Origin of the sequence: Curtobacterium sp. MCPF17_002 (assembly GCF_003234115.2) — a bacterium.
Taxonomy (GTDB): domain Bacteria; phylum Actinomycetota; class Actinomycetes; order Actinomycetales; family Microbacteriaceae; genus Curtobacterium.
This window is the reverse complement of sequence record NZ_CP126251.1, coordinates 2,814,474-2,834,652: the sequence shown is the minus strand read 5'-3', so window position 1 is coordinate 2,834,652 and position 20,179 is coordinate 2,814,474. Positions and strand designations below refer to the sequence as shown.

Sequence of the window (20,179 nt, the reverse complement as noted above, 5' to 3'; positions counted from 1 at the left end):
GAACGACCCCGGGTGGGGTACCCGGGGTCGTTCGTCGTGCGTGTGGTCGTGCGTGCTCAGTAGAAGTTCGACGCCTGCGAGTGCGCCCACGCGGCACACGGCGTGCCGTACGACGCGCTGATGTACTGCAGCCCCCAGGTGATCTGGGTCGTGGCGTTGGTGCGCCAGTCGGCCGCGATCGTCGCCATCTTCGAGCCGGGGAGTGCCTGCGGGATGCCCGTCGCGCCACCGTTCGCGTTCACGGCCTGGTAGTTCCAGCCGGACTCCTTGGTCCAGAGGTTGTCGAGGCACTGGAACTGGTCCGACCCCCAGCCGTACTGCGACGCAGCGAGGGAGCTCGCGGTGGCCTTCGCTCCGGCGGGGGTGTTCCCGGCGGCGAGCTTCCGCGCTGCTTCGGCGGCGGCGGCCCGTTCGGCAGCGGCCTTCTGTGCCGCTGCGGCCGCGGCGGCTGCGGCGGCGGCCTTCGCGTCGGCGTCGCGCTTGTCCTGCGTGGCGCTGGCGTTCGCGACGTCGGTGCTCGCGTCGACCGTCGAGGAGATGCGCGAGGTGAGCGCCGCTCCGGACAGCTTCCGGTAGTCGTCGAGTGCGTCGATCCGTCGCTCGAGCGCGACCGTGTCGGTCTTCTCGTTCGCGGTGTCGACGACCGTCTGCGCGGTGGTGATGGTCGCGGCCGCCTGCGCCCGGTCGAGCGCGGTGCCGCCGAGTGCCGGTGCGGGCGTCGCGCTGCCGGTCGGCATGCCGAGGGCTTCACCGATCGCGGGCTGCGTGCCCACGGTCGCGATGCCACCGGCGACGGCGAGGACCGTCGCGCCGCCCACGATGAGCGTGGTGGGGCGGCGGAGCGCCCGGCGGAAGCGCCGGTTGCGGGAGTTCAGCGCCTCACGTCGGGTCGAGGCGGTGGTGGTCGGGAGGTCGGTGGTGCGTCCTGTCATCGATTCCGGTTGGTCGGGCAGCTCGTGGTGCGTGGCTGTCGACGCTGCGCGCGGGTGGTGTGAGCGCGCAGGGGTACGTGACGTCGAGACGTCCGTCGTCGTGAGCTCGCGAGCCGGGGGAGGACCGGACGGTGGTGTGGGGCCCGTCCGTCCGCCGGCCGGCAGCCGTGGGGTGGCCGCCGATGGGCGAAGCGAACACGATGACCGGTCACCCTGGGCACTCCGTCCGGATCCCCTGGTAGAACCGTCCGTCCACCCTTCGGTAACGGTTCGGTAACGCCGCTGTCAGGCGGTGGAGGTGTGAGCTTCCTGGGTGCGCTCGCCCTGCGCCACACGTTCGAGGGCGTCGAGGGCGGCGGCGATCACGTCGACGTCGTGCTCGGGCAGTTCGGCGATGAGTTCGGCGACGATCCCGGTGCGGTCCGCGCGGGCCCGCTCGACGGCGGCGATGCCCTCGGCGGTGGCGGTCACCATGAACGCCCGGCCGTCACGGGGGTCCGCCTCGCGCTCGATGAACCCGCGCTGCTCGAGCTCGGTCAGGATGCGGGTCATCGTCGGCTTCGTGACGACCTCGATCCGCGACAGGTCGCCCGGGCGCAGGGGTCCCTCGCGCTGGATCGTCGCGAGCGCGGAGACGATGCCGTAGCCGAGTGCGGCCGAATCGGTCCGTGCTCGACGGTTGATCCGGCCGACCGCGGCCGCGAGGCGCGCCGCGATCTCGGTGCGGTCCGGCTGGCGGTTGCTCATGCGGTGCTCCGGGTCGTCGACAGGTGGTCGGAGCGATGCTACCGGCTCGCGTCAGCGCGTGACTGCGCGCGGCCGGCGCGGCCGTACGGGACTGCCTGGAGGCGCGGGGAACGGGAACCGCCCGCCTCGCGTTCGCGAGACGGGCGGCTTCCTGAACGGCTGTTCAGACGGGTCAGCGCTTCTCGCCGGGGAGCAGGTGGATCGCCTCGGTCGCGAGCTCTGCGGCGATGTTGTCACCGGACTCGGTGGCCGCGCGGAGCCGGCGGAAGTCGGCCGTCATCTGGTCCCAGTCGACGAGCTCGTCGAGGTTCGGCAGGCGCAGACGGAACGACAGCCCGTCCATCGTGTCGCGGCAGACCCGCTGCAGGTTCTCGTTGCCGCACTCGGCGACGTAGAGGGCGAAGACGCCGAGCGAGTCGTGGTTGACGCCCTGCACGTCGTGCGACTCGAAGTCCTTGATGGTCGCGTCGAGCTGCGCGAGGATCTTCTTCTTCGTCGCGGCACCGAGGCGGGGGACTGCCAGGCGCACCACACCGCCGAAGAGCACGCCGAGCGTCTGCAGCGCCTCGACGACCTCGGTCGGGTTCGGCGTGGTCACGCGGGTGTACCGGTTCGGCGCCATCTCGATGAGGCCGGCGCGTGCGAGCTGGCTGAGGGCTTCCCGGATCGGGGTGCGGGAGACACCGAGCCAGGCGATGAGCTCGTCGTCGTTGAGTCGCTCGCCGGGCTCCAGCGTGCCGTCCATGATCGCGTCGTGGATCTTCTCGCGGACGGTGTCGCGGAGGAGCTGGTGCTCGGTCGGTGCACTGCTGGGGACCGGCATGCGGGTTCCTTCGGGGTCGTGGTGGACGGGCTACGGGTCGCGCGGCCGACTGGTCGGTGCGGACGCATGGTTCACCGTACCTGATATAAGAACGGCGTTCCGATCGGCTCGCGCCAGTGTCAGCAGCGGTGAGCCGGTCAGTCGTCGAGGTGCAGCAGACGCACCGTGACCGGGTCCTCGGTGCCGCCGTACCAGCGGTCGAGCACAGCCCGGAAGGGTGCGGGATCGGTGGCCGCGTGCGCGAACAACGTCATCGAGGACCGCAGCTTCATCGCGTCGATGCCGCCGAGCAGGTCGTCCGCCGACCGCGCCGGGGCCGCCGCGACGACGGCCGTGGCCTCGAGCAGCCGGGGGCCGAGCACCGGGTGGTCGAGGTACGCCCGCGCCTCGGCCCTCCCGTCGAGGGCGTAGTGCTGCGCCGTCGCACTCCGGCCGAGCCCGGCCAGCTGCGGGAACACGAACCACATCCAGTGCGAGGTCTTGCGGCCGTGCCGGAGCTCGTCGAGCGCGGTGTCGTGGAGGCCCTGCTGCGCCTGCACGAAGCGGTCGAGGTGGTGCGGGTCGTCGGTCACCGGACCACGTCCCCCCACGCGTAGCGCACCGTCGTGCCGTCCACGACGAGCAGCGAGTCCGGCTCGCGGTGGAACAGCCCAGGCAGGCCGACGGCGTCCGGCAGATCGCCGTCGAGTCGCTCGAGCCGCGCCGACCGGATCGTGAGCGGCGGGTGCTGGCGCTGCCAGAACAGCGTCTGCGCGAGCAGGCGGGCGTGGATGCCCTGTCGGGTGGTGAGCTCCGCGGCCAGCGGGGTGTCGACGACGGGCCCGGCCACGACCCGGACGGAGGCGTCGTGGCGGGGCCGCACCGCGCCTCCAGGCCGTCGTCGCAGCCACCGGACCGGCTGCAGCGCACGCGTCCGCGCCGGGTGCCGGACCGAGCGGTGCTCGATCGTGTCGCCGCGGCGGCGAGCCCGCGCGTGCGAGAACGTGTACGGCACCCCGAGGAGCGCGTGCGCGGCGACGATCGCCGGCACGTTGCCGGTGTCGACCGTCCGGTACGCGACCCCGCGGCGACCCCGGTCGTCGACCGTCAGGATCTCGATCGTCACCTCGGTCATCGAACCGAGCCGACCGGACGGCGGGAACGGCGGGACCTGCGTCTCGCGGAAGACGTAGGCGGTGAGGCCCACCCATGCGCTGCCGTCGACGACGTCCGGCCGGGTGCCGGGCGGGACCAGGCCGGCGAGCGCTGCCGGGTCGCGGCGCCAGTGCGCGAAGACGATGTCCTCCCACGCGTGCACGGTCACGGGGCGGTGCAGCAGCGGCACCGCGGCCCGCTCCCGCGACGCCTCGGTCACGGCTTCGGCGCGTGCCGACCGACGCGCACGGCCCAGGCGACGAGGGGTGCCTGCAGCGGCAGGCGGAGCACGGAGACGAGGCGCATCGTGCGCGTCGACCGGGGGCTGTCGAGCAGGTCGTTCGCCATCTTGACGTTCGCGGGGAACACGGCGAGGAAGAGCGCGGCCGCTGCCCATCCGGCTGCCCGACGGGTCGCCGGGACGGCCAGGCCGGCCGCGATGCCGAGCTCGGCGGCGCCGGAGGCGAACGTGGTGATCCGCGGCGGCAGGCCATCGGGCACGATCCGGTCGTAGCCGCGCGGGCGGAGGAAGTGGGTCACACCGCCTCCGCCGAGCACCACGGCGAGGAGGGTGGCGGTCCGGGTGGCGCGTCGTGCACGCTCGCGTCGTCGCATGGGTCCATCGTGCCCGGTGGGGGGCTGGTGCGTACGGAGAGCGTTCAGGTGCGTGCCGACCTGGGCGTGGGCCTGGCCGGGCCTGGGTCTGGCCTGACCGCTCAGGTCTGGGCCTGGGCCTGGGTCTGGGTCTGGCCGGGCTGCTCAGGTCAGGGCGGTCGCGACGAGGTCGAGGACCGCCGCCGCCACCTCGGCCTTGCTGCCCGAGGTCTCGCGGACGACCTCGCCGCCGGGCACGAGCACCTCGATGGCGTTCTCCTCGCGCTCGAACCCGGAGGACCAGCCGACGTGGTTCACCACGAGCAGGTCCGCCGGCTTCCGGGCGATCTTCGCGCGCCCGAGCTCGATGCGCGCCGCACGGTCCGGTTCGGTCTCCGCGGCGAAGCCCACGATGATCTGCCCGGTGCGGCGACCCGCGACGAGGTCGGCGAGGACGTCCGGGTTCCGCACGAGCCGGAGCGTCATGGTCTCGCCCTGCGACTCCTTCTTGAGCTTCTCGGAGCGGACCTCGGCCGGCCGGTAGTCGGCGACCGCAGCGGTCATCACGACGACGTCGGCGTCGGCGGCTGCGGCGTGCACGGCGTCGGCGAGCTCGAGGGCGGAGCCGACCGGCACCACGGTGGCGTCGAGGCCGGACGTGAGCGACGACTCGACGTTCGCCGCGACGACGGTGACGGTCGCCCCGCGCCGTGCGGCGTCGGCCGCGATCGCGACCCCCTGGCGGCCGCTGGAGCGGTTGCCGACGAAGCGGACGGGGTCGAAGGGTTCGCGGGTCCCGCCGGCACTGACGACGACGCGGACCCCCGCCAGGTCGCCCTGCTCGCCGCGTGCGCCGGTCCCGGCGATGTCCGTGGTGCCGGCCTGGAGGCGCGGTTCGGCTCCGGTGGGCCCGTCGCCGTGTGCGCGGGGTCCGGTTCCGTGCGCCCGGCCCGCGTCCGAGCCGTGCGCCTGGCCCGCGCCCGAACCGTGCGCCTGGCCCGCGCCCGACGGGTGGTGCAGCCCGGCGAGCGCCGCCTCGACGATGTCCTCCGGCTCCGCCATCCGGCCGATCCCGGCGTCGTCGCCGGTGAGCGCACCGACCACGGGGCCGACGAACCGGACGCCGCGCTCCCGCAGGAGCGCGACGTTCGCCCGCGTGGCGGGGTGCTCCCACATCTGCGGGTGCATCGCCGGGGCGACCACGACGGGTGCCTCGGTCGCGAGCAGGGTGGTACCGAGCAGGTCGCCCGCGAGCCCTGCGGCCATCCGGGCGAGGGAGTCGGCGGTCGCGGGGGCGACGACCACCAGGTCGGCCCGGCGGCCGAGGGAGACGTGCCGGACCTCGGCGACGTCCTCGAACACACTCGTGGTGACCGCGTTCCGGCTGAGCGCCTCGAGCGTCGGCAGTCCGACGAACCGGAGGGCGCCCTCGGTCGGCACGACGTGCACGTCGTGGCCGCGCTTGACGAGGTCGCGGACCACACCGACGGCCTTGTAGGCGGCGATGCCCCCGGTGATCCCGACGACGACGGTCAGACGGCGCTCTGCTGCTGCGTTCACGTCGGTCACGCTACCCGGGCCCGCGTGCGAGGATCGATCCCATGTGCACCGTCGTCGTCCGCGTCGAGCCCGGCTCCGAGTGGCCCGTCACGATGCTCGCCCTGCGCGACGAGTCCCCGGAACGTCCCTGGGACCCGCCGGCCGCCTGGTGGCCCGAGCGCGACCCGTCGGTCCGTGGTGTCCGCGACCGTTCGGCCGGTGGCGCCTGGCTCGCCGCCTCGGACGGGGCCGGGCTCGCGGTCGTCCTCAACCGCGCCGAGCCGGTCGCGAGTGAGGACGGCACCTGGACCACGCGCGGTGTCGTCCCGCTCGACGCCGTCGACGGGGTCCTGCCCGGGCACGACGGCACGGTGCCGGCCACGCGCGCGTTCAACCTCGTCCGGGCCACGGCCGACGGTGCCGAGGTCGTCACGTGGGACGGCTCCGAGGTCCGCACGACGGCGCTCGGCCCCGGCGTGCACATGGTCACGCACGGCGAACCGGACGACCCGGCGGCACCGCGCATCGGGCGGTGGCTCGAGGCCTTCCGCGCGGTCGACGCACCGGTCGGGCCGCCCGTGCTCGGCCCCTTCGACGAACTCCGCGCGGTGGACGCGGGCGACGACGCGGGTGACGGGTGGAGCGGGTGGTTCGGGCTCCTCGCCGAGTCGGCCGCGCTGCCGGCGGACGACCCGGACGCGATCCTCCGTGACGCGCAGGAGCACGAGGGGCACGTCGCGACGCTGTCGATCGTCGCCGCGGCCGTCGGGCCGTCGCGCACGGTGCTGCAGCACGCGCGGCTCACGGAGCCGGGGCGGCTCGACGGGTCGGTCGAGCTGCACCACTCCTGAGGTCTTGCTCTCCGTCAGACCGGCGGGCGGGTGCCCGTGCGTGCGCGCTCGCCCGCACTCGCGCTGCGTCAGACCGGCGGGCGGGTGCCCGTCAGGTCCTCCGCCACGGCCCACAGCGAGCGCGCGAGGTCGGCGCTCCGGGCCGACCGCGGGATCGACGCGGCCGTCGTCGGTCCGGTGAGCCCGAACGCCCCGGCCGGTCCGTAGTAGGCGCCGCCGACCGCAGCCGGTCCGACCGCGGCGTACAGCAGCGGTTCGGAGCCCTGCTCGACGGCCTGTGTGAACGGCAGCGCGCGGTTGCTCGGCTTCGCGGGCTTCGAACGGCCGAGGGACCGTCCGGCGGACTGCAGGTTCGTCCGCGTGTACCCGGGGTGCGCGGCCGTGCTCATCACCGGCCAGTCGAACTCGACCGACAGGCGGTGCAGGTGCAGTGCGAGGAGCAGGTCGGCGAGCTTCGACTGCGAGTACGCGCGCCAGCCGTTGTAGCCGCGCTCCCACTGCAGGTCGTCGAACCGGATCCGGCCGGGGACCGCGGCGATGCTCGACATCGTCGCCACCCGGGAGTCGGGGGACCGCAGGAGCGCCGGCAGCAGCAGGTTGGTGAGGGCGAACGGGCCGAGGAAGTTCGTGCCGAACTGCAGCTCGAAGCCGTCGACGGTCTCGAAGCGCTTCGGCGGCGCCATCACCCCGGCGTTGTTGACGAGCACGTCCAGGGAACGGTCGTCGGCCAGGATGCCGGCGGCGAACCGGCGGACGCTCGACAGGTCGGCGAGGTCGAGCTCGCGCACCTCGACGTCGGCTCCGGGGTGGGCGGCGCGGATGCCGGCTGCGGCTTCCTCGCCCTTCGACGTCGTGCGGACGGCGATCACCACGGAGGCGCCGGCTGCGGCGAGGCGGGTCGCGGTCTCCTTCCCGGTCCCGCTGTTGGCTCCGGTGACGACGACGCGGCGTCCGGTCTGGTCGGGGATTTGCGGCATGCGGGCGACCGTACACGTGGGCACTCGACGTCGACGGCGTCGAGTGGTACATTCAATGCAAACGCATCGATCTGGAGGCTCGCATGAGCAACGCATTCGGCACCGACCGTCCCTCGGACGTGCCGCCGCCCGCACCCGAGCGGATCGGCCCGGTGCAGCTCGGCCTCGACACCTTCGGCGACGTCACCGAACTCGCCGACGGCAGCCTGAAGTCCGACGCGCAGAGCATCCGCGACGTCGTCGACCAGGCCGTGCTCGCCGACCAGGTCGGGATCGACTTCATCGGCGTCGGAGAGCACCACCGCGCGGACTTCGTCGTGAGCGCCCCCGAGGTCGTCCTCGCCGCGATCGCCGCCCGGACCTCCAGGATCCGGATCGGCTCCGCCGTCACCGTGTTGTCCTCGGACGACCCGGTCCGCGTCTACGAGCGCTTCGCCACCGTCGACGCGCTGTCGAACGGCCGCGCCGAGGTCATCCTCGGCCGCGGGTCCTTCACCGAGTCGTTCCCGCTGTTCGGCTTCGACCTGTCCGACTACGAGGTCCTGTTCGAGGAGAAGCTCCAGCTTTGGGCATCGCTCCGCGGCGGCGACGCCGTGACCTGGTCCGGCACGAAGCGGGCACCGCTCACCGACCAGGACGTCTTCCCCAAGCTCGAGCACGGCGCCATCCCGACGTGGATCGGCGTCGGCGGTTCGCCCCAGTCGGTCATCCGGGCGGCGTCGTACGGTCTGCCGCTCTTCCTCGCGATCATCGGCGGCCAGCCCGCCCAGTTCGCCCCGTTCTCACGGCTGTACCGGCAGGCGCTCACGCAGCTCGACCTGCCGCAGCAGCCCATCGCGATGCACTCGCCCGGCTTCGTCGCCGCGACCGACGAAGAGGCCGCCGAGCGCTACTGGCCTTACCACAAGGCCGTCACCGACCAGCTCGGCCGCGAGCGCGGCTGGCCGCCCCTCGACGTCGCCGGCTACCGCGCGGGGCTGTCGGCCGGCGGGTCGCTCTACGTCGGCTCCCCGGAGACGGTCGCGCGGAAGATCGCGCGCAACATGCGGATCCTCGGCACCTCGCGGTTCGACATGCGGTACGCGACGGGTCGCCTGCCGCACGAGGACATGATGCGGTCCATCGAGCTGTACGGCACGCAGGTCGCCCCGCGGGTTCGGGAGCTGCTGGCCGAGCCCGTCCCGGTTCCGTAGGCCGCTCCGCCTCTGGCCCGGCAGGTCGCAACGAGGGCCTGCCGGGAGGCGCGGCTCGCCCCCTCGACGCTGCTCACGGGGGTGCCGGGTACGGTCCAGGGCATGTCGTCCAGTCCCAGCACCGTCGAACGTCGCTTCCGCGGCCGGATCATGGGCGTCGGCACGACGTCGGGCGTCCGGTTCGTCGTCGGGATGTGGGACCGGTCACCGTTCGGGGCCTTCACGGACGTGTTCATCGAGCTCCCCGACGGCTCGAGCGTGCTGCTCGCCCCGGACGAGATCGTCGCCGCCTACGTGTCCGGCACCTACCGGTTCGACACCGTCTCCCTGGTGGACGTCACCGCTCGACGGACCGCGAACGGCCTCGAGCTCGCCGCCGGCGCCCTCCACGCGTCGATCGACGTCGGCACGATCTCACCACTCGGCCGGCTGCTCCGCATCGTGCCGAAGCCGATCGCCCGTGACCCCCGCTGGCTCGCGCTCATCGACCCCGTGGCGCGCCTCGTCGCTCCCGGTTCGGGAACGGCCGGCTCGGCGGGCAACGGTCGCCGCGAGTACTACGGCGTGACCGGGGCGCACGACGTCACCGGCGTGCGCGGGACCTGGGCGGGGGAGCCGCTGGGTTCCCTGGCGCCGCTCGACCCGCCCGTGGCGTTCGGCTTCGCGTCGATGCCGCGCGTGCCGCAGGTGGTCGACGTCGAGACCACGATCCGCGAACCCGCCTGACCGCGCCCGCTCCCGGACGCGCCCAGCGTCGAGGGGCAGACTGGCCGGAACGGACCGCGCCCCGGGGAGACCCGGCCGCACGTCGAGCACAACGGGGCGCACGACGCGAGAGGAGCACCATGACCGACACAGAGGCAGACCAGCGCGCAGCGATCTCGGACATCGTCCACGGAGCCCACACGGCCCTGCTGACGACCGTGAGCGAGGACGGGCAACTCCACGCCCGCCCCCTGGCCGTGCAGGACAAGGCCTTCCACGGCACCCTCCGCTTCCTCGTGCAGGACGGCAGCGAGAAGGTCGAGGACATCGCCCGGAACCCGCACGTGAACGTCTCGATCGAGTCGCAGGGCGGGTACCTGTCCATCGCCGGCACCGCCACGGTCACCCAGGACGACTCGGTGATCGACGAGCTGTGGTCCCCGTTCGCCGAGGCCTGGTTCCCGGACGGCCGGAACGACCCGACCATCCGACTCCTCACGGTCGAGGGTGACTCGGTCGAGTACTGGACGCAGGACACCGGACCGGTCGGCAGCCTCGTGCAGACGCTCAAGGCCGCGCTCGGCAAGCAGACCCAGCCGGACACCGGCACGCACGGGACCGTCGAGCTCTAGCGCGTCGCTGCTCGGCTCGTCACGGCGGGCCGAGCAGCCACAGCACCGCGACGAGCACCGGCTGCCCGAGCACGGCGCAGACCACGAGAGTCCACCGCATCCAGGGCTTCGCCACGAGTTCGGGCGACCCGAAGAGCGGCGCGAGGGGCATGAGCAACCGTGGCGTCGAGGCCATCGGCAGCGACACCGCGAAGATGTAGAGCGCGTACGACGCCGAGAAGACGACGGTGGTGAAGCCCAGCTTCCGCGTCGACCGGCGGAGCAGCCACACCGGGTACGACACGAGCAGGAACACCACGATGAGGACCCCGCCGACGCCGAGCCACCGCGCGGCGATGAGGAACCACGGAGTCAGGGGCATGAAGTCCACCCGCCCGATGAAGTTCACCCACCACGACATCTCGGTCTCGAGGTAGGCGTTCGGCGAACCGGTCGCGTGCGAGGCGATGAGCGGCCAGGCGAACCCCGCCAGCACCATCACGACGCCCGCGGCGACGACCCGCACGCGCTCCGCGACCGGGAACGCGTCGAGCGAGCGGACCCCCTCGGTCCGTCGCGCCCGGACGTACCGCACGAGCGCGATGACACCGAGGACGAGTGGGATCGCGAGGGCTCCCGGCCGGGTGAAGGCGGCGACCACGCCGAGCAGGGTCAGCAACCCGTACCGCCGCCGCTCGAGTGCGAGCAACGCGCCGAAGGTCAGCGCGAGGAACATGCTCTCCGCGTACCCGACCTGCAGCAGGAAGGACAGCGGCCCGCACGTGAAGAAGAAGACCGCCCACATCGCGGCGGAGGAGCCGGCCCGGTCACGGACGAGCCGGTGCAGCAGGTAGGTCGCGACGAGCCCGGCGAGCAGGGCGATCGCCGGGGCCCCGACGTCGAACGGCACGCCCGTCGACGCGGTGAGCATCCGGATCGTGAACGGGAACGCGGGCAGGAAGGCCCACGCGTTCTGCGCGACGTGCCCCGCGGCGTCGAGCGGCAGGGTCGTCGGGTAGCCGTGGACCGAGATCTGCTCGTAGTACTGGCCGTCCCACGCCGTCAGGAAGTTGAGGAAGCCGTGGCCGTTGCCCCAGATCGCGTTCTCGGGCAGCGCGCGCCCGATGAGCGGGAACGCCAGCGCCAGCCAGAACGTCGACACGATGCGCCCGCCGGTCCACACCAGGAGGACGGCCGCCCACGCCGGAAGACTCGTCGCGAGGTCGAGGACCCGGCGACGTCCGCTGGCGATCGGCTCCGTGAGGGTCCCGTCCAGTCGGGTCACCGCGGCACTCCGCGATGTTCGGGCAAGGCAGGGGGCACGCTCCGAGCGTAGACGGCCCTGCCTTGTGGGTTCCTCACGGTGTCGGCGTGGTCGGCACCCGGCCTGGAGGCGCGGTGCGCGTTGTGCAGGACGGAACGGGCCGGGTGGGTGCTCGGGTCCACGGCGCGGTGCGCGCCTAGCCTGGAGGTCCCGCCCGCCGACACCAGCACCGAGGAGCCCCTGTGCCGAACAAGACCGCGATCGTGACCGACAACGCCCCGAAGCCCGCCGGCCCCTACAGCCAGGGCATCGTCGCGAACGGGTTCCTCTACACCGCCGGCTTCGGCCCGCAGGACCCGGCCACCGGCGAGATCGCCGACGACGTCGCCGGGCAGACCGCCCAGGTCCTGGCGAACGTCGCCGCGGTGCTGGCCGAGCACGGCCTCGGCCTCGACGACGTCGTGAAGTCGACCGTGCACCTCGAGCACTCCGACCGTGACTTCGCGGCGTTCAACGAGGAGTACGCCAAGCACTTCTCCCAGCCGTACCCGGTGCGCACGACGGTCCAGTCGCACCTGGCGAACATCCTCGTCGAGATCGACGTCGTCGCCGTGCTGCCGACCGCCTCGTGACACCCGCCGCGTGACACCCACGCCGGGCTCCACGCCCGGCTGAGTGAAGCCTCACCGACCCCCGTTGCCCCGGCCCCCTCGACGGAGTCCGACACCGGGGGTCGCGTGCGTCAGGGCTCCTTCGGCCAAGACGGGGACCCCGGCGACCAGCACGTCGTCGATGCCCTCCGCCAGCCGCATCGGGTGCTCGTAGGACGATCCTGCGGTGACCCGTGCCGGATCCACGACGTCGAGGTCCGCGACCGCGCCGACCCGGACGCTCCCGCGCTCACCGAGCCGGTACCGCTCCACGCTCGTGGTGGACAGGCGCCGCACCGTCTCGGACCACCCGAGCCGACCCGTCACCGCGTAGTCCCGCAGGTACCGCGCGAAGGTGCCGTACGCCCGCGGGTGCGGGTGCGTCCCGACGAAGATGCCGTCCGAGCCGGCTGTGTGCCCGGGGAGCCGGAACAGCGGCGCGAGTTCGTCGGCCGTGCGCGGGCGGGGGACCCGCATCACGACGGTGACCTGCAGCGCCGAGTCGACGAGCACGTCGAGCGCGAGGTCGACCGGGTCCGTGCCGGTGGCCACCGCGGCCTCGGCGAGCGTGCGGCCCTGCAGCGCGTGGAACTCCGCCGCGGGGACGTGCGAGAGCGTGATCTGCTCCGCCCAGTCGGTGCCGAGGTCCGCACGTCCGAGCACCCGCTCGAGCACGGCGGCTCGGACCCGGAGCCGGCCCGGCTCGTCGGCGAGGGCACGGGCGAGGTCGTCGGTGCCCGGCCGCGCCAGGTCGGCCGGCAGGAGCAGCATCGAGAGGATCGTGCAGCCGCGCGAGTACGGGTACGCGTCGAAGGACATCGGGGAGCCGTCGTCGGCCAGTTCGGCGAGGGCGGCGATCGCCAGCTCGACCGGGGCGTGCAGGTGCGAGACGTGGGCGCGCACCCCGGAGGCGAGGACGATCTCGGCGATCTCGTCCAGCCCGGCGCGGGCGTTGCCCTCGTAGCCGCCACGCATGTGCGAGACGTAGAGGCCGCCGGCCGCGGCGACCTCGGTGCAGAGCGCGGCGAGCTCCGCGGTGTCGGCGTGGAGCCCCGGCACGTAGTCGAGCCCGGTCGCGAGGCCGACCGCACCGTCCGACAGCCCCTGCCGGACGAGTGCCCGCATGGCGTCGAGGTCGGAGGGGGTGGCCGGGCGGTCCTCGTCGCCGAGCACCTCGTGCCGCACCGTGCCGGCGGGCACCAGGGTCGCGACGTTCACCGGCGTGGTGCCGTCGTACGTGGCGAGCAGTGCGTCGATGCCGCCGCCCCGGTAGCGGGGGTGCGGACCGTCGATGGCTGCGAAGTACTCATCCGCCCAGGAGCCGTCTCCCGGAGCGGGGCCGACGCCGTCCTGCCCCGTGACGATCGTGGTCACGCCCTGCCGGAGGAGCGCGAGCTGCACGGCGTCGTCGAACACCACCGAGCCGGCGTGCGAGTGCGCGTCCACGAACCCGGGGAGCACGAGGCGCTCGCCGGAGTCGATCGTCACCGTGTCCTCGGGGGCGTCCAGGCCGGTGCCGACGGCGACGATGCGGCCGCCCGAGACGAGGACGTCCGCACGGACCGCCCCGGCCCCCGCCCCGGCTCCGGCGTCGGGCTCGGGCCCGGCCTCGTCGGCGAGGACCGAACCGCCCCGCAGCAGGACCGGCCGCGCGGGTTCGGTCACCGGGGGAGCCCGGCGACGAGTCGCTCAGCGCGGGTCCGGAGCGTGTCGAGGTCACCGCTCGTCAGGGCGTCGCCGACGAGGGGCGACCCGAGGCCGACCGCGACGGCGCCGGCGGCCAGGTACTCGGAGGCGTCGTCGACCCCGATGCCGCCCGTGGGGATGACGTCGACGAAGTCGAGCGGGGCGAGCACCTGCTTGAGGAACGCCGGGCCGCCGAGCTGCGCCGCGGGGAACACCTTGACGGCGCGCGCCCCGAGCTGCCAGGCGCGGACGATCTCGGTCGGGGTCGCGGCTCCGGGGTACCAGCCGAGACCGCGCTCGTGCGCACGCTCCCCGATGGCGGCGTCGAGGTGCGGGCTGACCGCGAACACCGCGCCGGCCGCGGCTGCCTCGTCGAGCTGCCGCGGTTCGAGCACGGTGCCGACGCCGATGGACGCCGCCGTGCCGTAGCGCTCGGCGGCCCAGGCGATGCCCTCCCGCCAGCGCGGGGTGTTCGTGGTGATCTCGATCGCTCGGACGCCGGCGTCGACGAGCGTGGCGATGACGTCCTCGACGTGGTCACCCGTGCCACCGCGGAGGATCGCGATCGCGGGGCCCGCGGCGTGCCGGTGCCGCGCCGGTGCGGCTGCGGTGCTGGTCGTGTTCGTCATGTGCTCGTTCCTCGTGCTCGCGTTGGTTCGGATCGGCGTTGGTTCGGATCGGCGCTGGTGCGCATCGGCGTCGGCGTCGGCGGAGATCAGCGTTCGCACGGTGGTTGATCGCGGGTCAGCGGTCGACGCGGTCGTGGACGGTGTGGTCGACGTCCGTGGGGATGGTGGGGTCGTGCAGGGCGGCGGGGTCGGGCCGTCGCCAGTCGCTCTCGACGGTGCAGGCGAGTGCGCCGGCATCGGCGGCACGGTCGAGCGCCTCGTCCGCGGTCGCACCGGACAGGGACGCCGCGAGCCACCCGGCGACGAAGGCGTCCCCGGCACCGACCGGGTCGACGACGCGCACCGGGGTCGCCGGACGTCGGAGGAAGCGACCGTCGATCGACGCCACGGCCCCGCGGGAGCCGAGCTTCACGACGGCGCGGCCACGGCCGAGGGCCGCGAGCTCGTGCGCCAGGGTCTCGTCGTCGCCTTCGTCCTCCGCGAGTCCGAGGACGAGCCTGGCCTCGTCGTCGCCGGCGAACACAACGGAGGAGCGGGCCGCGGTGGCCCGGTAGCGATCGCGAGCGGTGTCCGCGTCGATGAGCTTCGGCCGGTGGTTGACGTCGAACGACACCGGCACGCCGGCCGTCCCGGCTCGGTCGATCGCGGCGTCGACGGCGGCACGTGCGGAGTCGGAGAGGGCGAGGGTGATGCCGGTGACGTGCAGGAGCGTGGCGGTCTCGACGATGCTGGCGGGCAGGTCCTCCGCCCGGAGCGCCGCCCCCGCAGATCCGCGGCGGTGGTACGTCACCCGGGTCCGGCCGTCCGTCAGGCGTTCCTTCATCATGATGCCCGTCGAGTGGTCGGGGTCCGGCACCGCGACGACGTCGACGCCCTCGCCCCGGACGTCGCGCGTCACCCGGTCGCCGGCGGGGTCGGTGCCGACCCGGCCGATCCACGTGGTGGGAACGCCCGCCCGGACCAGTCCGATCGCGACGTTGCTCTCGGCGCCCCCGGTGTCCACGCGCATGTGCTCGAGGTCCGGCACCGCCCCGACGTCCCGCCCGGTGAGGAGCAGCATCGTCTCCCCGAACGTGAGCACGTTGCCGGTCACCGGGTGCCCTTCGACAGGGCGAGCTGTGCGGACGACGAGCCGAGCGCGACCGAGATCTCGAGCGCGGTCCGGACGACGCCGTCGCCGAGCTCGCGGACGGCGGCGGCGGGGAAGCGGGACGCGAGCCCGGAGATGCTCATCGCACCGACGACCTGGTTCGCGTGGTCGAGCACGGGCGCGGCGACGCACCGGATGTCCGGCTCGTTCTCGCGGTCGTCGATGCCGTACCCCCGGCCGTGCGTCCGGTCGATCTCCGCACGCCACCGGTCGTCGTCGACGATCGAGTGCTCGGTCATCGCCGTCGCCGGTTCGGCCAGCACCCGCGCGAGCAGCTCGGCCTCGCCGAACGCCACCATCGCCTTGCCCGACGCGGTGTTGCGCATCGGCAGGCGGTTGCCGATCCGGGAGCCCATCCGGACCGTGCCGCGCGTCTCGACCTTGTCCACGTAGACGATGTCGGTGCCGTCCGGCACGACGAGGTGGCAGGTGAGCCCGGTGCGTTCCGCGGTGCGGCGGAGGAACGGCGCCGCGGCGGACCGGAGGTCGATCCCCTCGAGGTAGCTCTGCCCGAGCAGCAGTGCGCCGAGGCCGAGGGTGAACCCGGCGTCGGGTGTCCGGCGGAGCAGGTCGTTCTCGAGCATCGGGGCGGTCAGCCGGAGGACGGTCGACTTCGACGTGCCGAGCTCGTCGGCCAGGACGCCGAGGGACACCGACGCGTCGCCGTTCCGGGTGCGGTCCGCGATGCAGTCGAGCAGTCGCAGTCCGCGTCGGAGCGACAGTGCGGCGTTCCGCGCCGGGGCGTCGTCGGGGACCGGTGCGACCGGGGTCGTCGCGCGCATCAGAACCACGTCGCGATCGTGTCCACCACGGTGTCGTCGTCGTCGAGGACGACCACCTGGCGCCACTTGTCGAAGACGGTGCACGGATGGGAGATGCCGAACACGACGACGTCGCCGGGCGTCAGCCCGGCCCACCCGTCCGCCAGCGCGAGGTAGCAGTGCTGGTCGTCGAGGCGGGTGACGGTGACCGCCCCGGGTGGTGGGACGACCTGCGTGTCGCCAGCCGCGCCTCCAGGCCGGATCCCGCGCACCACCGGGAGTCCCTCGTCGAACGAGATGTCCCGCTTGCCGACCGCGACGAGCGCGAGCCCCGGCTCCGGGCAGGAGGTGACGCGCCCCCAGACCTCGATGGCAGGGACGAGCGCGCCCTCGTCCGGGTGGCGGCCGAAGGGCGTGCGCTCGGCGTAGAAGCCGTCGTCGTGGGTGAGGTACGCGCCGGACCGGAGCAGCACGTCCACGTCGTCGGGGCGTGCGGCGACCGCGTCGACGACGCCGTCGAACCAGGCGCTGCCGCCCATGCTGAACAGCGCACGCGGGGCCGCGACCAGGGGGCGGACGGCGACCGCGACGTCGAGGACCCCCTCGACGTACGCACGTGCGGCGTCGACGCCGGGGAGTCCGCCCTCGTACCCGGACACACCGCGCAGCGCGAGGCCGGAGTCGTGGGCGTGCTGGGCGAGCTCTCGCGCCGCAGCAGCGGTCCGGACGCCGGTGCGACCACCCGGGAACCCGACCTCGACGAGCACGTGCAGCGCACCGTCGACCGCCTGCTGCGCCGCCAGGCCCGCGGCGACACCGGCGGCCGAGTCGACGTAGCAGAGCACGTCGGCGTCCGGGTCGGCTGCGCGACGCGAGGCGAGCCAGGCGAGCCCGGTCGGGTCGAGGACCTCGTTCGCGACCAGGATCCGGTGGACGCCGTGCTCCCACGCGACCATGGCCTGCTGGACCGAGGCGACCGTGACGCCCCACGCGCCGGCGTCGATCTGCCGGGCCGCGAGGACGGGAGCCATGTGCGTCTTCATGTGCGGCGCGAACAGCAGTCCGTGCCGGTCGACGTAGGCCTGCATCACGGCGGTGTTGTTCGCGAGCGCGGACTCGCGGAGGGTCATCACGGGCAGGTACGCGTGGTCGAGGACGTGCCGTGTCGGCGGGGCAGCGGGGTCGGGAGCGCCCTTCGCCGTGACCGTGCCGGGGACGGTTGTGGTCGTCATCGAGCCTCCTGGTGCGCCGTGTTGCCGTCGTGTTGCCGTCGTGGTGCCGTGTGCTGCCTCCACGCTCCCGGTGCCGGGGTCGACGGGGCAACGTCCTCGTCGTCCTCATTCTGCAATGCAGAAGCATCCGACCGGGCATACGATTCGACACGACATGGCGACGACGACGACGACACGACGACGGGGGAGCACGGCGGTGGCCGTGCTCGTCGCGGGCACCTTCTTCATGGAGCTCCTGGACGGCACGATCCTGGCGACGGCGGCCCCGGCGATGGGGCGCGACCTCGGTGTCGACTCCGCGGCGGTCGGCGTCGCGATCACGGCCTACCTCGTGACGCTCGCGGTGTTCATCCCGGTGAGCGGCTGGCTCACCGACCGCATCGGCTCCCGGACGGTGTTCACCGGGGCGATCGCGCTGTTCACCGTCGCCTCGGCGTTGTGCGCGATGTCCACCGGACTCGTCGACCTGACGCTCTGGCGCATCGTGCAGGGGCTGGGCGGTGCGCTCATGGTGCCCGTCGGGCGGCTCGTCGTCCTCCGGAGCGCCGGCCGCGACCAGCTCGTCACCGCGATCGCGATCCTCACCTGGCCGGCCCTGGCCGCGCCGATCATCGCGCCGTTCGTCGGCGGTGTGCTCGTCGACACCCTGTCGTGGCACTGGATCTTCCTCATCAACATCCCGCTCGGGGTGATCGCCTTCGTCGCGGCCCTCGTGCTCGTGCCGCAGGAGCGCGCCGCCGAGCGGGTGCCGTTCGACTGGTTCGGCTCGCTGCTCGCGTGCTTCGGCCTCGGCTCGCTCGTCGTGATGGCGTCCCTGCTGGCCCTCGACACGGTGCCGGTGCTCGCGGTCGTGCTGTCCGGCGTGCTCGGCGCCGTGTGCTGCTGGCTCGCCGTGTGGCACTTCCGCCGTGCGCCGCACCCGATCATGGGACTGGACTCGTTCCGCCTCGAGACGTTCCGGGTGTCGCACGCCGGCGGGAGCCTCTTCCGGCTCGCGGTCTCCGCCGTGCCGTTCGTGCTGCCGCTGCTGTTCCAGGACGCCTGGGGGTGGAGCGCCGTGCTCGCCGGCTCCGCGGTGCTCTGGGTCTTCGTCGGCAACCTCGGCATCAAGCCGATGACGACGCCGTTCCTCCGCTGGTTCGGGTACCGGCCGGTGATCATCGTTTCGAGCGCGGTCGCGGCGCTCAGCGTCGTCGCCATGGTGTTCATGACCGAGGACACCCCGTTCTGGCTCCTCGCCGTGCTGCTCGTGGTGAGCGGTGCCGCCCGGTCGGTCGGCTTCACGGCCTACAACACCATCGCCTTCGCGGACGTCGAGCAGGCGGACATGACCCCGGCGAACACCCTCTCGTCCACCCTGCAGCAGACGGCCGCCGGCTTCGGCGTCGCCGTCGCCGCGGTCGTGATCCGGGCCGCAGCGGGGCTCGGCGGGAACGGGCCGTACGACGCCGCGTTCTGGGTCATCGCGGCACTGCTCGTCGTCGCCTCCGTCGAAGGGGTCCTGATGAGCCGCACAGCCGGCGACACCGTCCGGCCCGCGCGCCGCGTCCGCACCGCCCGCGGCGTCAGCGCCTGAACCCCGCGCGCACTGCCCCCGGTGGCGGTCCGCGTCAACTCGTCCACGGTTCCCCACACGGTCACACGGACGAAACCCGCGTCGCGCTACAGTCTCAGCAAGCGTCAGCGATCGCCGAGTACGGTGACCGCGGCAGGGTGACCGGAAACACCCGGAACAGGAAGGCAGCATGGCCGCGCCACAGCAGCAGGGGACGATCGCAGCCGAGACGGCAGCGGAACCGACCGGGCTGCGTGTCGTCAGCTACAACCTCCGCGAGCACACCGCGAACAGCGAGCTCGCCGCCCTGGCCGAGGCCTCCGACGCCGACGTCATCTGCGTGCAGGAGTGCGACAGCAACGACCTCGCACCCTCGATCGCCGGGCTGTCCCTGGCCGCCTCCACCAAGGCGAACCGGCTCGGACTCGCCATCTACAAGCGCGACGACCGGTTCGAGGTCCAGGACTTCAGCATCCACTCCCTGCAGAAGTCGCTGCACGACCGCGTCCTCGCTCCCGCGCACGAACGACTCATCGCGATGCACCTGCGCGACAAGGAGGCCGACGCGGAAGTCATCGTCGCGTCCTTCCACGCCTCCCCGCTGACCGCGACGAACTCGCTCCGCCGCAAGCAGATCGAGGCTGCGCACCAGTTCCTCCGCGAGCTGTCGAAGGAAGCCCCGGCGATCATGGTCGGCGACTTCAACTACCCGTGGTTCCAGACGAACCTGCGCCGGAAGATCGAGCAGCACGGCTTCGCGCTCTCGCTCTCCGACCAGCCCACCTACCTGCGCTACCGCAAGTTCACCGGGCACTTCGACTTCGCCACCAGCGTCGGCCTGCACATCGCCGGCGTCGAGACGCTGCCGGCCGGTATCTCGGACCACCGTCCGATCCTCGTGCGCGCGCACTACGAGCACGAGGGTGCGACCGGCACCGTCGCCACGGTCGAGTCCCCGGCAGCCTGACCCGGCGTGCCGCCGGCGAGCCGCCGGCGGCGGCGGCGTGCCGCCGAGGCGCGCCGCCGAGGCGCGCCGCCGACCGCTGCGCCTGCTGCGCCCGCCGCTGCGCCGAGATCGCACTTCGGCGGCCCGGCTGGCGGCCGAGGCGCGCCGAAGTGCGATCTCACCCCGGGGTGCCGCGCGCG

The 20,179-nt window shown here is 73.4% G+C and carries 21 protein-coding genes; 7 read left to right on the top strand and 14 right to left on the bottom strand.

Annotated elements, in window-relative coordinates; genetic code table 11:
• Positions 1–56: 56 nt before the first annotated feature.
• The 7 genes from DEJ28_RS13200 to DEJ28_RS13170 all read right to left on the bottom strand — a co-directional run bounded on the left by DEJ28_RS13200 (position 57) and on the right by DEJ28_RS13170 (position 5,766).
• Positions 57–932, bottom strand: coding sequence for an aggregation-promoting factor C-terminal-like domain-containing protein (locus tag DEJ28_RS13200; RefSeq protein WP_181433673.1), 876 nt, complete (start codon positions 930–932; stop codon positions 57–59).
• A 285-nt stretch (positions 933–1,217) separates the two neighbouring features.
• The gene (locus tag DEJ28_RS13195; RefSeq protein WP_111115177.1) at positions 1,218–1,679 is read right to left on the bottom strand and encodes a MarR family winged helix-turn-helix transcriptional regulator; all 462 of its coding nucleotides are present in this window, start codon (positions 1,677–1,679) and stop codon (positions 1,218–1,220) included.
• A gap of 172 nt (positions 1,680–1,851) precedes the next feature.
• A complete protein-coding gene (locus DEJ28_RS13190) occupies positions 1,852–2,502 on the bottom strand; it encodes a GntR family transcriptional regulator (protein WP_111115178.1) in 651 nt (216 codons plus the stop codon).
• 137 nt (positions 2,503–2,639) lie between these two features.
• Positions 2,640–3,074 carry a DUF1810 domain-containing protein gene (locus DEJ28_RS13185; RefSeq protein WP_111115179.1) on the bottom strand — a complete coding sequence of 145 codons (435 nt, stop codon included), beginning with the start codon at positions 3,072–3,074 and terminating at the stop codon, positions 2,640–2,642.
• The gene (locus tag DEJ28_RS13180; RefSeq protein WP_181433674.1) at positions 3,071–3,856 is read right to left on the bottom strand and encodes a YqjF family protein; all 786 of its coding nucleotides are present in this window, start codon (positions 3,854–3,856) and stop codon (positions 3,071–3,073) included. Before DEJ28_RS13180 ends, DEJ28_RS13185 begins: the two co-directional genes overlap by 4 nt.
• Positions 3,853–4,251, bottom strand: coding sequence for a DoxX family protein (locus tag DEJ28_RS13175; protein ID WP_111115181.1), 399 nt, complete (start codon positions 4,249–4,251; stop codon positions 3,853–3,855). Before DEJ28_RS13175 ends, DEJ28_RS13180 begins: the two co-directional genes overlap by 4 nt.
• Before the next feature lie 144 nt (positions 4,252–4,395).
• The gene (locus DEJ28_RS13170; RefSeq protein WP_111115238.1) at positions 4,396–5,766 is read right to left on the bottom strand and encodes a bifunctional phosphopantothenoylcysteine decarboxylase/phosphopantothenate synthase; all 1,371 of its coding nucleotides are present in this window, start codon (positions 5,764–5,766) and stop codon (positions 4,396–4,398) included.
• Positions 5,767–5,831: 65 nt separating this feature from the next.
• Between DEJ28_RS13170 and DEJ28_RS13165 the strand changes: the two genes are divergently transcribed.
• Positions 5,832–6,620, top strand: coding sequence for an NRDE family protein (locus DEJ28_RS13165; protein WP_111115182.1), 789 nt, complete (start codon positions 5,832–5,834; stop codon positions 6,618–6,620).
• Between the two features lie 68 nt (positions 6,621–6,688).
• On the opposite strand, the gene DEJ28_RS13160 is transcribed toward DEJ28_RS13165, so the two are convergent.
• A complete protein-coding gene (locus DEJ28_RS13160) occupies positions 6,689–7,597 on the bottom strand; it encodes an SDR family oxidoreductase (RefSeq protein WP_111115183.1) in 909 nt (302 codons plus the stop codon).
• Between the two features lie 83 nt (positions 7,598–7,680).
• Between DEJ28_RS13160 and DEJ28_RS13155 the strand changes: the two genes are divergently transcribed.
• The 3 genes from DEJ28_RS13155 (at position 7,681) to DEJ28_RS13145 (ending at position 10,127) form a co-directional block, all read left to right on the top strand.
• A complete protein-coding gene (locus DEJ28_RS13155) occupies positions 7,681–8,790 on the top strand; it encodes an LLM class flavin-dependent oxidoreductase (RefSeq protein ID WP_258368011.1) in 1,110 nt (369 codons plus the stop codon).
• A 102-nt stretch (positions 8,791–8,892) separates the two neighbouring features.
• Positions 8,893–9,516 carry a hypothetical protein gene (locus DEJ28_RS13150; protein ID WP_111115184.1) on the top strand — a complete coding sequence of 208 codons (624 nt, stop codon included), beginning with the start codon at positions 8,893–8,895 and terminating at the stop codon, positions 9,514–9,516.
• A gap of 119 nt (positions 9,517–9,635) precedes the next feature.
• Positions 9,636–10,127, top strand: coding sequence for a pyridoxamine 5'-phosphate oxidase family protein (locus DEJ28_RS13145; RefSeq protein WP_111115185.1), 492 nt, complete (start codon positions 9,636–9,638; stop codon positions 10,125–10,127).
• A 19-nt stretch (positions 10,128–10,146) separates the two neighbouring features.
• Here DEJ28_RS13145 and DEJ28_RS13140 read toward each other — a convergent pair whose 3' ends face one another.
• Positions 10,147–11,391 carry a putative hexosyltransferase gene (locus DEJ28_RS13140; protein WP_111115186.1) on the bottom strand — a complete coding sequence of 415 codons (1,245 nt, stop codon included), beginning with the start codon at positions 11,389–11,391 and terminating at the stop codon, positions 10,147–10,149.
• 221 nt (positions 11,392–11,612) lie between these two features.
• Here DEJ28_RS13140 and DEJ28_RS13135 point away from each other — a divergent pair, with 221 nt between their 5' ends.
• Positions 11,613–12,002 carry a RidA family protein gene (locus tag DEJ28_RS13135; RefSeq protein WP_111115187.1) on the top strand — a complete coding sequence of 130 codons (390 nt, stop codon included), beginning with the start codon at positions 11,613–11,615 and terminating at the stop codon, positions 12,000–12,002.
• A gap of 51 nt (positions 12,003–12,053) precedes the next feature.
• Here the strand turns inward: DEJ28_RS13135 and DEJ28_RS13130 are convergent, their stop codons facing one another.
• From DEJ28_RS13130 to DEJ28_RS13110, 5 genes are all read right to left on the bottom strand, one after another.
• Complete coding sequence (locus tag DEJ28_RS13130; RefSeq protein ID WP_111115188.1) at positions 12,054–13,685, bottom strand: N-acyl-D-amino-acid deacylase family protein; 1,632 nt, start codon at positions 13,683–13,685, stop codon at positions 12,054–12,056.
• Positions 13,682–14,335 (bottom strand): bifunctional 4-hydroxy-2-oxoglutarate aldolase/2-dehydro-3-deoxy-phosphogluconate aldolase, encoded by a 654-nt coding sequence (locus DEJ28_RS13125; protein ID WP_181433675.1) that lies wholly within the window; start codon positions 14,333–14,335, stop codon positions 13,682–13,684. The genes DEJ28_RS13130 and DEJ28_RS13125 overlap by 4 nt, the downstream gene beginning before the upstream one ends.
• Positions 14,336–14,450: 115 nt before the next feature.
• Positions 14,451–15,428, bottom strand: coding sequence for a sugar kinase (locus DEJ28_RS13120; protein WP_111115190.1), 978 nt, complete (start codon positions 15,426–15,428; stop codon positions 14,451–14,453).
• Positions 15,425–16,267 (bottom strand): IclR family transcriptional regulator, encoded by an 843-nt coding sequence (locus tag DEJ28_RS13115; RefSeq protein WP_111115191.1) that lies wholly within the window; start codon positions 16,265–16,267, stop codon positions 15,425–15,427. The genes DEJ28_RS13120 and DEJ28_RS13115 overlap by 4 nt, the downstream gene beginning before the upstream one ends.
• A complete protein-coding gene (locus DEJ28_RS13110; protein WP_111115192.1) occupies positions 16,267–17,478 on the bottom strand; it encodes an alanine racemase in 1,212 nt (403 codons plus the stop codon). The genes DEJ28_RS13115 and DEJ28_RS13110 overlap by 1 nt, the downstream gene beginning before the upstream one ends.
• Before the next feature lie 154 nt (positions 17,479–17,632).
• On the opposite strand from DEJ28_RS13110, the gene DEJ28_RS13105 reads away from it, so the two are divergent.
• Together DEJ28_RS13105 and DEJ28_RS13100 are read left to right on the top strand one after the other, a co-directional pair.
• Positions 17,633–19,054, top strand: coding sequence for an MFS transporter (locus tag DEJ28_RS13105; protein ID WP_111115193.1), 1,422 nt, complete (start codon positions 17,633–17,635; stop codon positions 19,052–19,054).
• A gap of 169 nt (positions 19,055–19,223) precedes the next feature.
• Positions 19,224–20,000: an endonuclease/exonuclease/phosphatase family protein gene (locus tag DEJ28_RS13100; RefSeq protein ID WP_111115194.1), complete on the top strand. Its 777-nt coding sequence runs from the start codon at positions 19,224–19,226 to the stop codon at positions 19,998–20,000.
• The last annotated feature ends 179 nt before the right edge of the window (positions 20,001–20,179 follow it).

Coding starts and splice junctions, on each gene's coding strand:
- DEJ28_RS13200 (WP_181433673.1), bottom strand. CDS start 932: ATGACAGGACGCACCACCGACCTCCCGACCACCACCGCCTCGACCCGA.
- DEJ28_RS13115 (WP_111115191.1), bottom strand. CDS start 16,267: ATGCGCGCGACGACCCCGGTCGCACCGGTCCCCGACGACGCCCCGGCG.
- DEJ28_RS13175 (WP_111115181.1), bottom strand. CDS start 4,251: ATGCGACGACGCGAGCGTGCACGACGCGCCACCCGGACCGCCACCCTC.
- DEJ28_RS13155 (WP_258368011.1), top strand. CDS start 7,681: ATGAGCAACGCATTCGGCACCGACCGTCCCTCGGACGTGCCGCCGCCC.
- DEJ28_RS13160 (WP_111115183.1), bottom strand. CDS start 7,597: ATGCCGCAAATCCCCGACCAGACCGGACGCCGCGTCGTCGTCACCGGA.
- DEJ28_RS13125 (WP_181433675.1), bottom strand. CDS start 14,335: ATGACGAACACGACCAGCACCGCAGCCGCACCGGCGCGGCACCGGCAC.
- DEJ28_RS13150 (WP_111115184.1), top strand. CDS start 8,893: ATGTCGTCCAGTCCCAGCACCGTCGAACGTCGCTTCCGCGGCCGGATC.
- DEJ28_RS13110 (WP_111115192.1), bottom strand. CDS start 17,478: ATGACGACCACAACCGTCCCCGGCACGGTCACGGCGAAGGGCGCTCCC.
- DEJ28_RS13145 (WP_111115185.1), top strand. CDS start 9,636: ATGACCGACACAGAGGCAGACCAGCGCGCAGCGATCTCGGACATCGTC.
- DEJ28_RS13105 (WP_111115193.1), top strand. CDS start 17,633: ATGGCGACGACGACGACGACACGACGACGGGGGAGCACGGCGGTGGCC.
- DEJ28_RS13165 (WP_111115182.1), top strand. CDS start 5,832: ATGTGCACCGTCGTCGTCCGCGTCGAGCCCGGCTCCGAGTGGCCCGTC.
- DEJ28_RS13100 (WP_111115194.1), top strand. CDS start 19,224: ATGGCCGCGCCACAGCAGCAGGGGACGATCGCAGCCGAGACGGCAGCG.
- DEJ28_RS13190 (WP_111115178.1), bottom strand. CDS start 2,502: ATGCCGGTCCCCAGCAGTGCACCGACCGAGCACCAGCTCCTCCGCGAC.
- DEJ28_RS13195 (WP_111115177.1), bottom strand. CDS start 1,679: ATGAGCAACCGCCAGCCGGACCGCACCGAGATCGCGGCGCGCCTCGCG.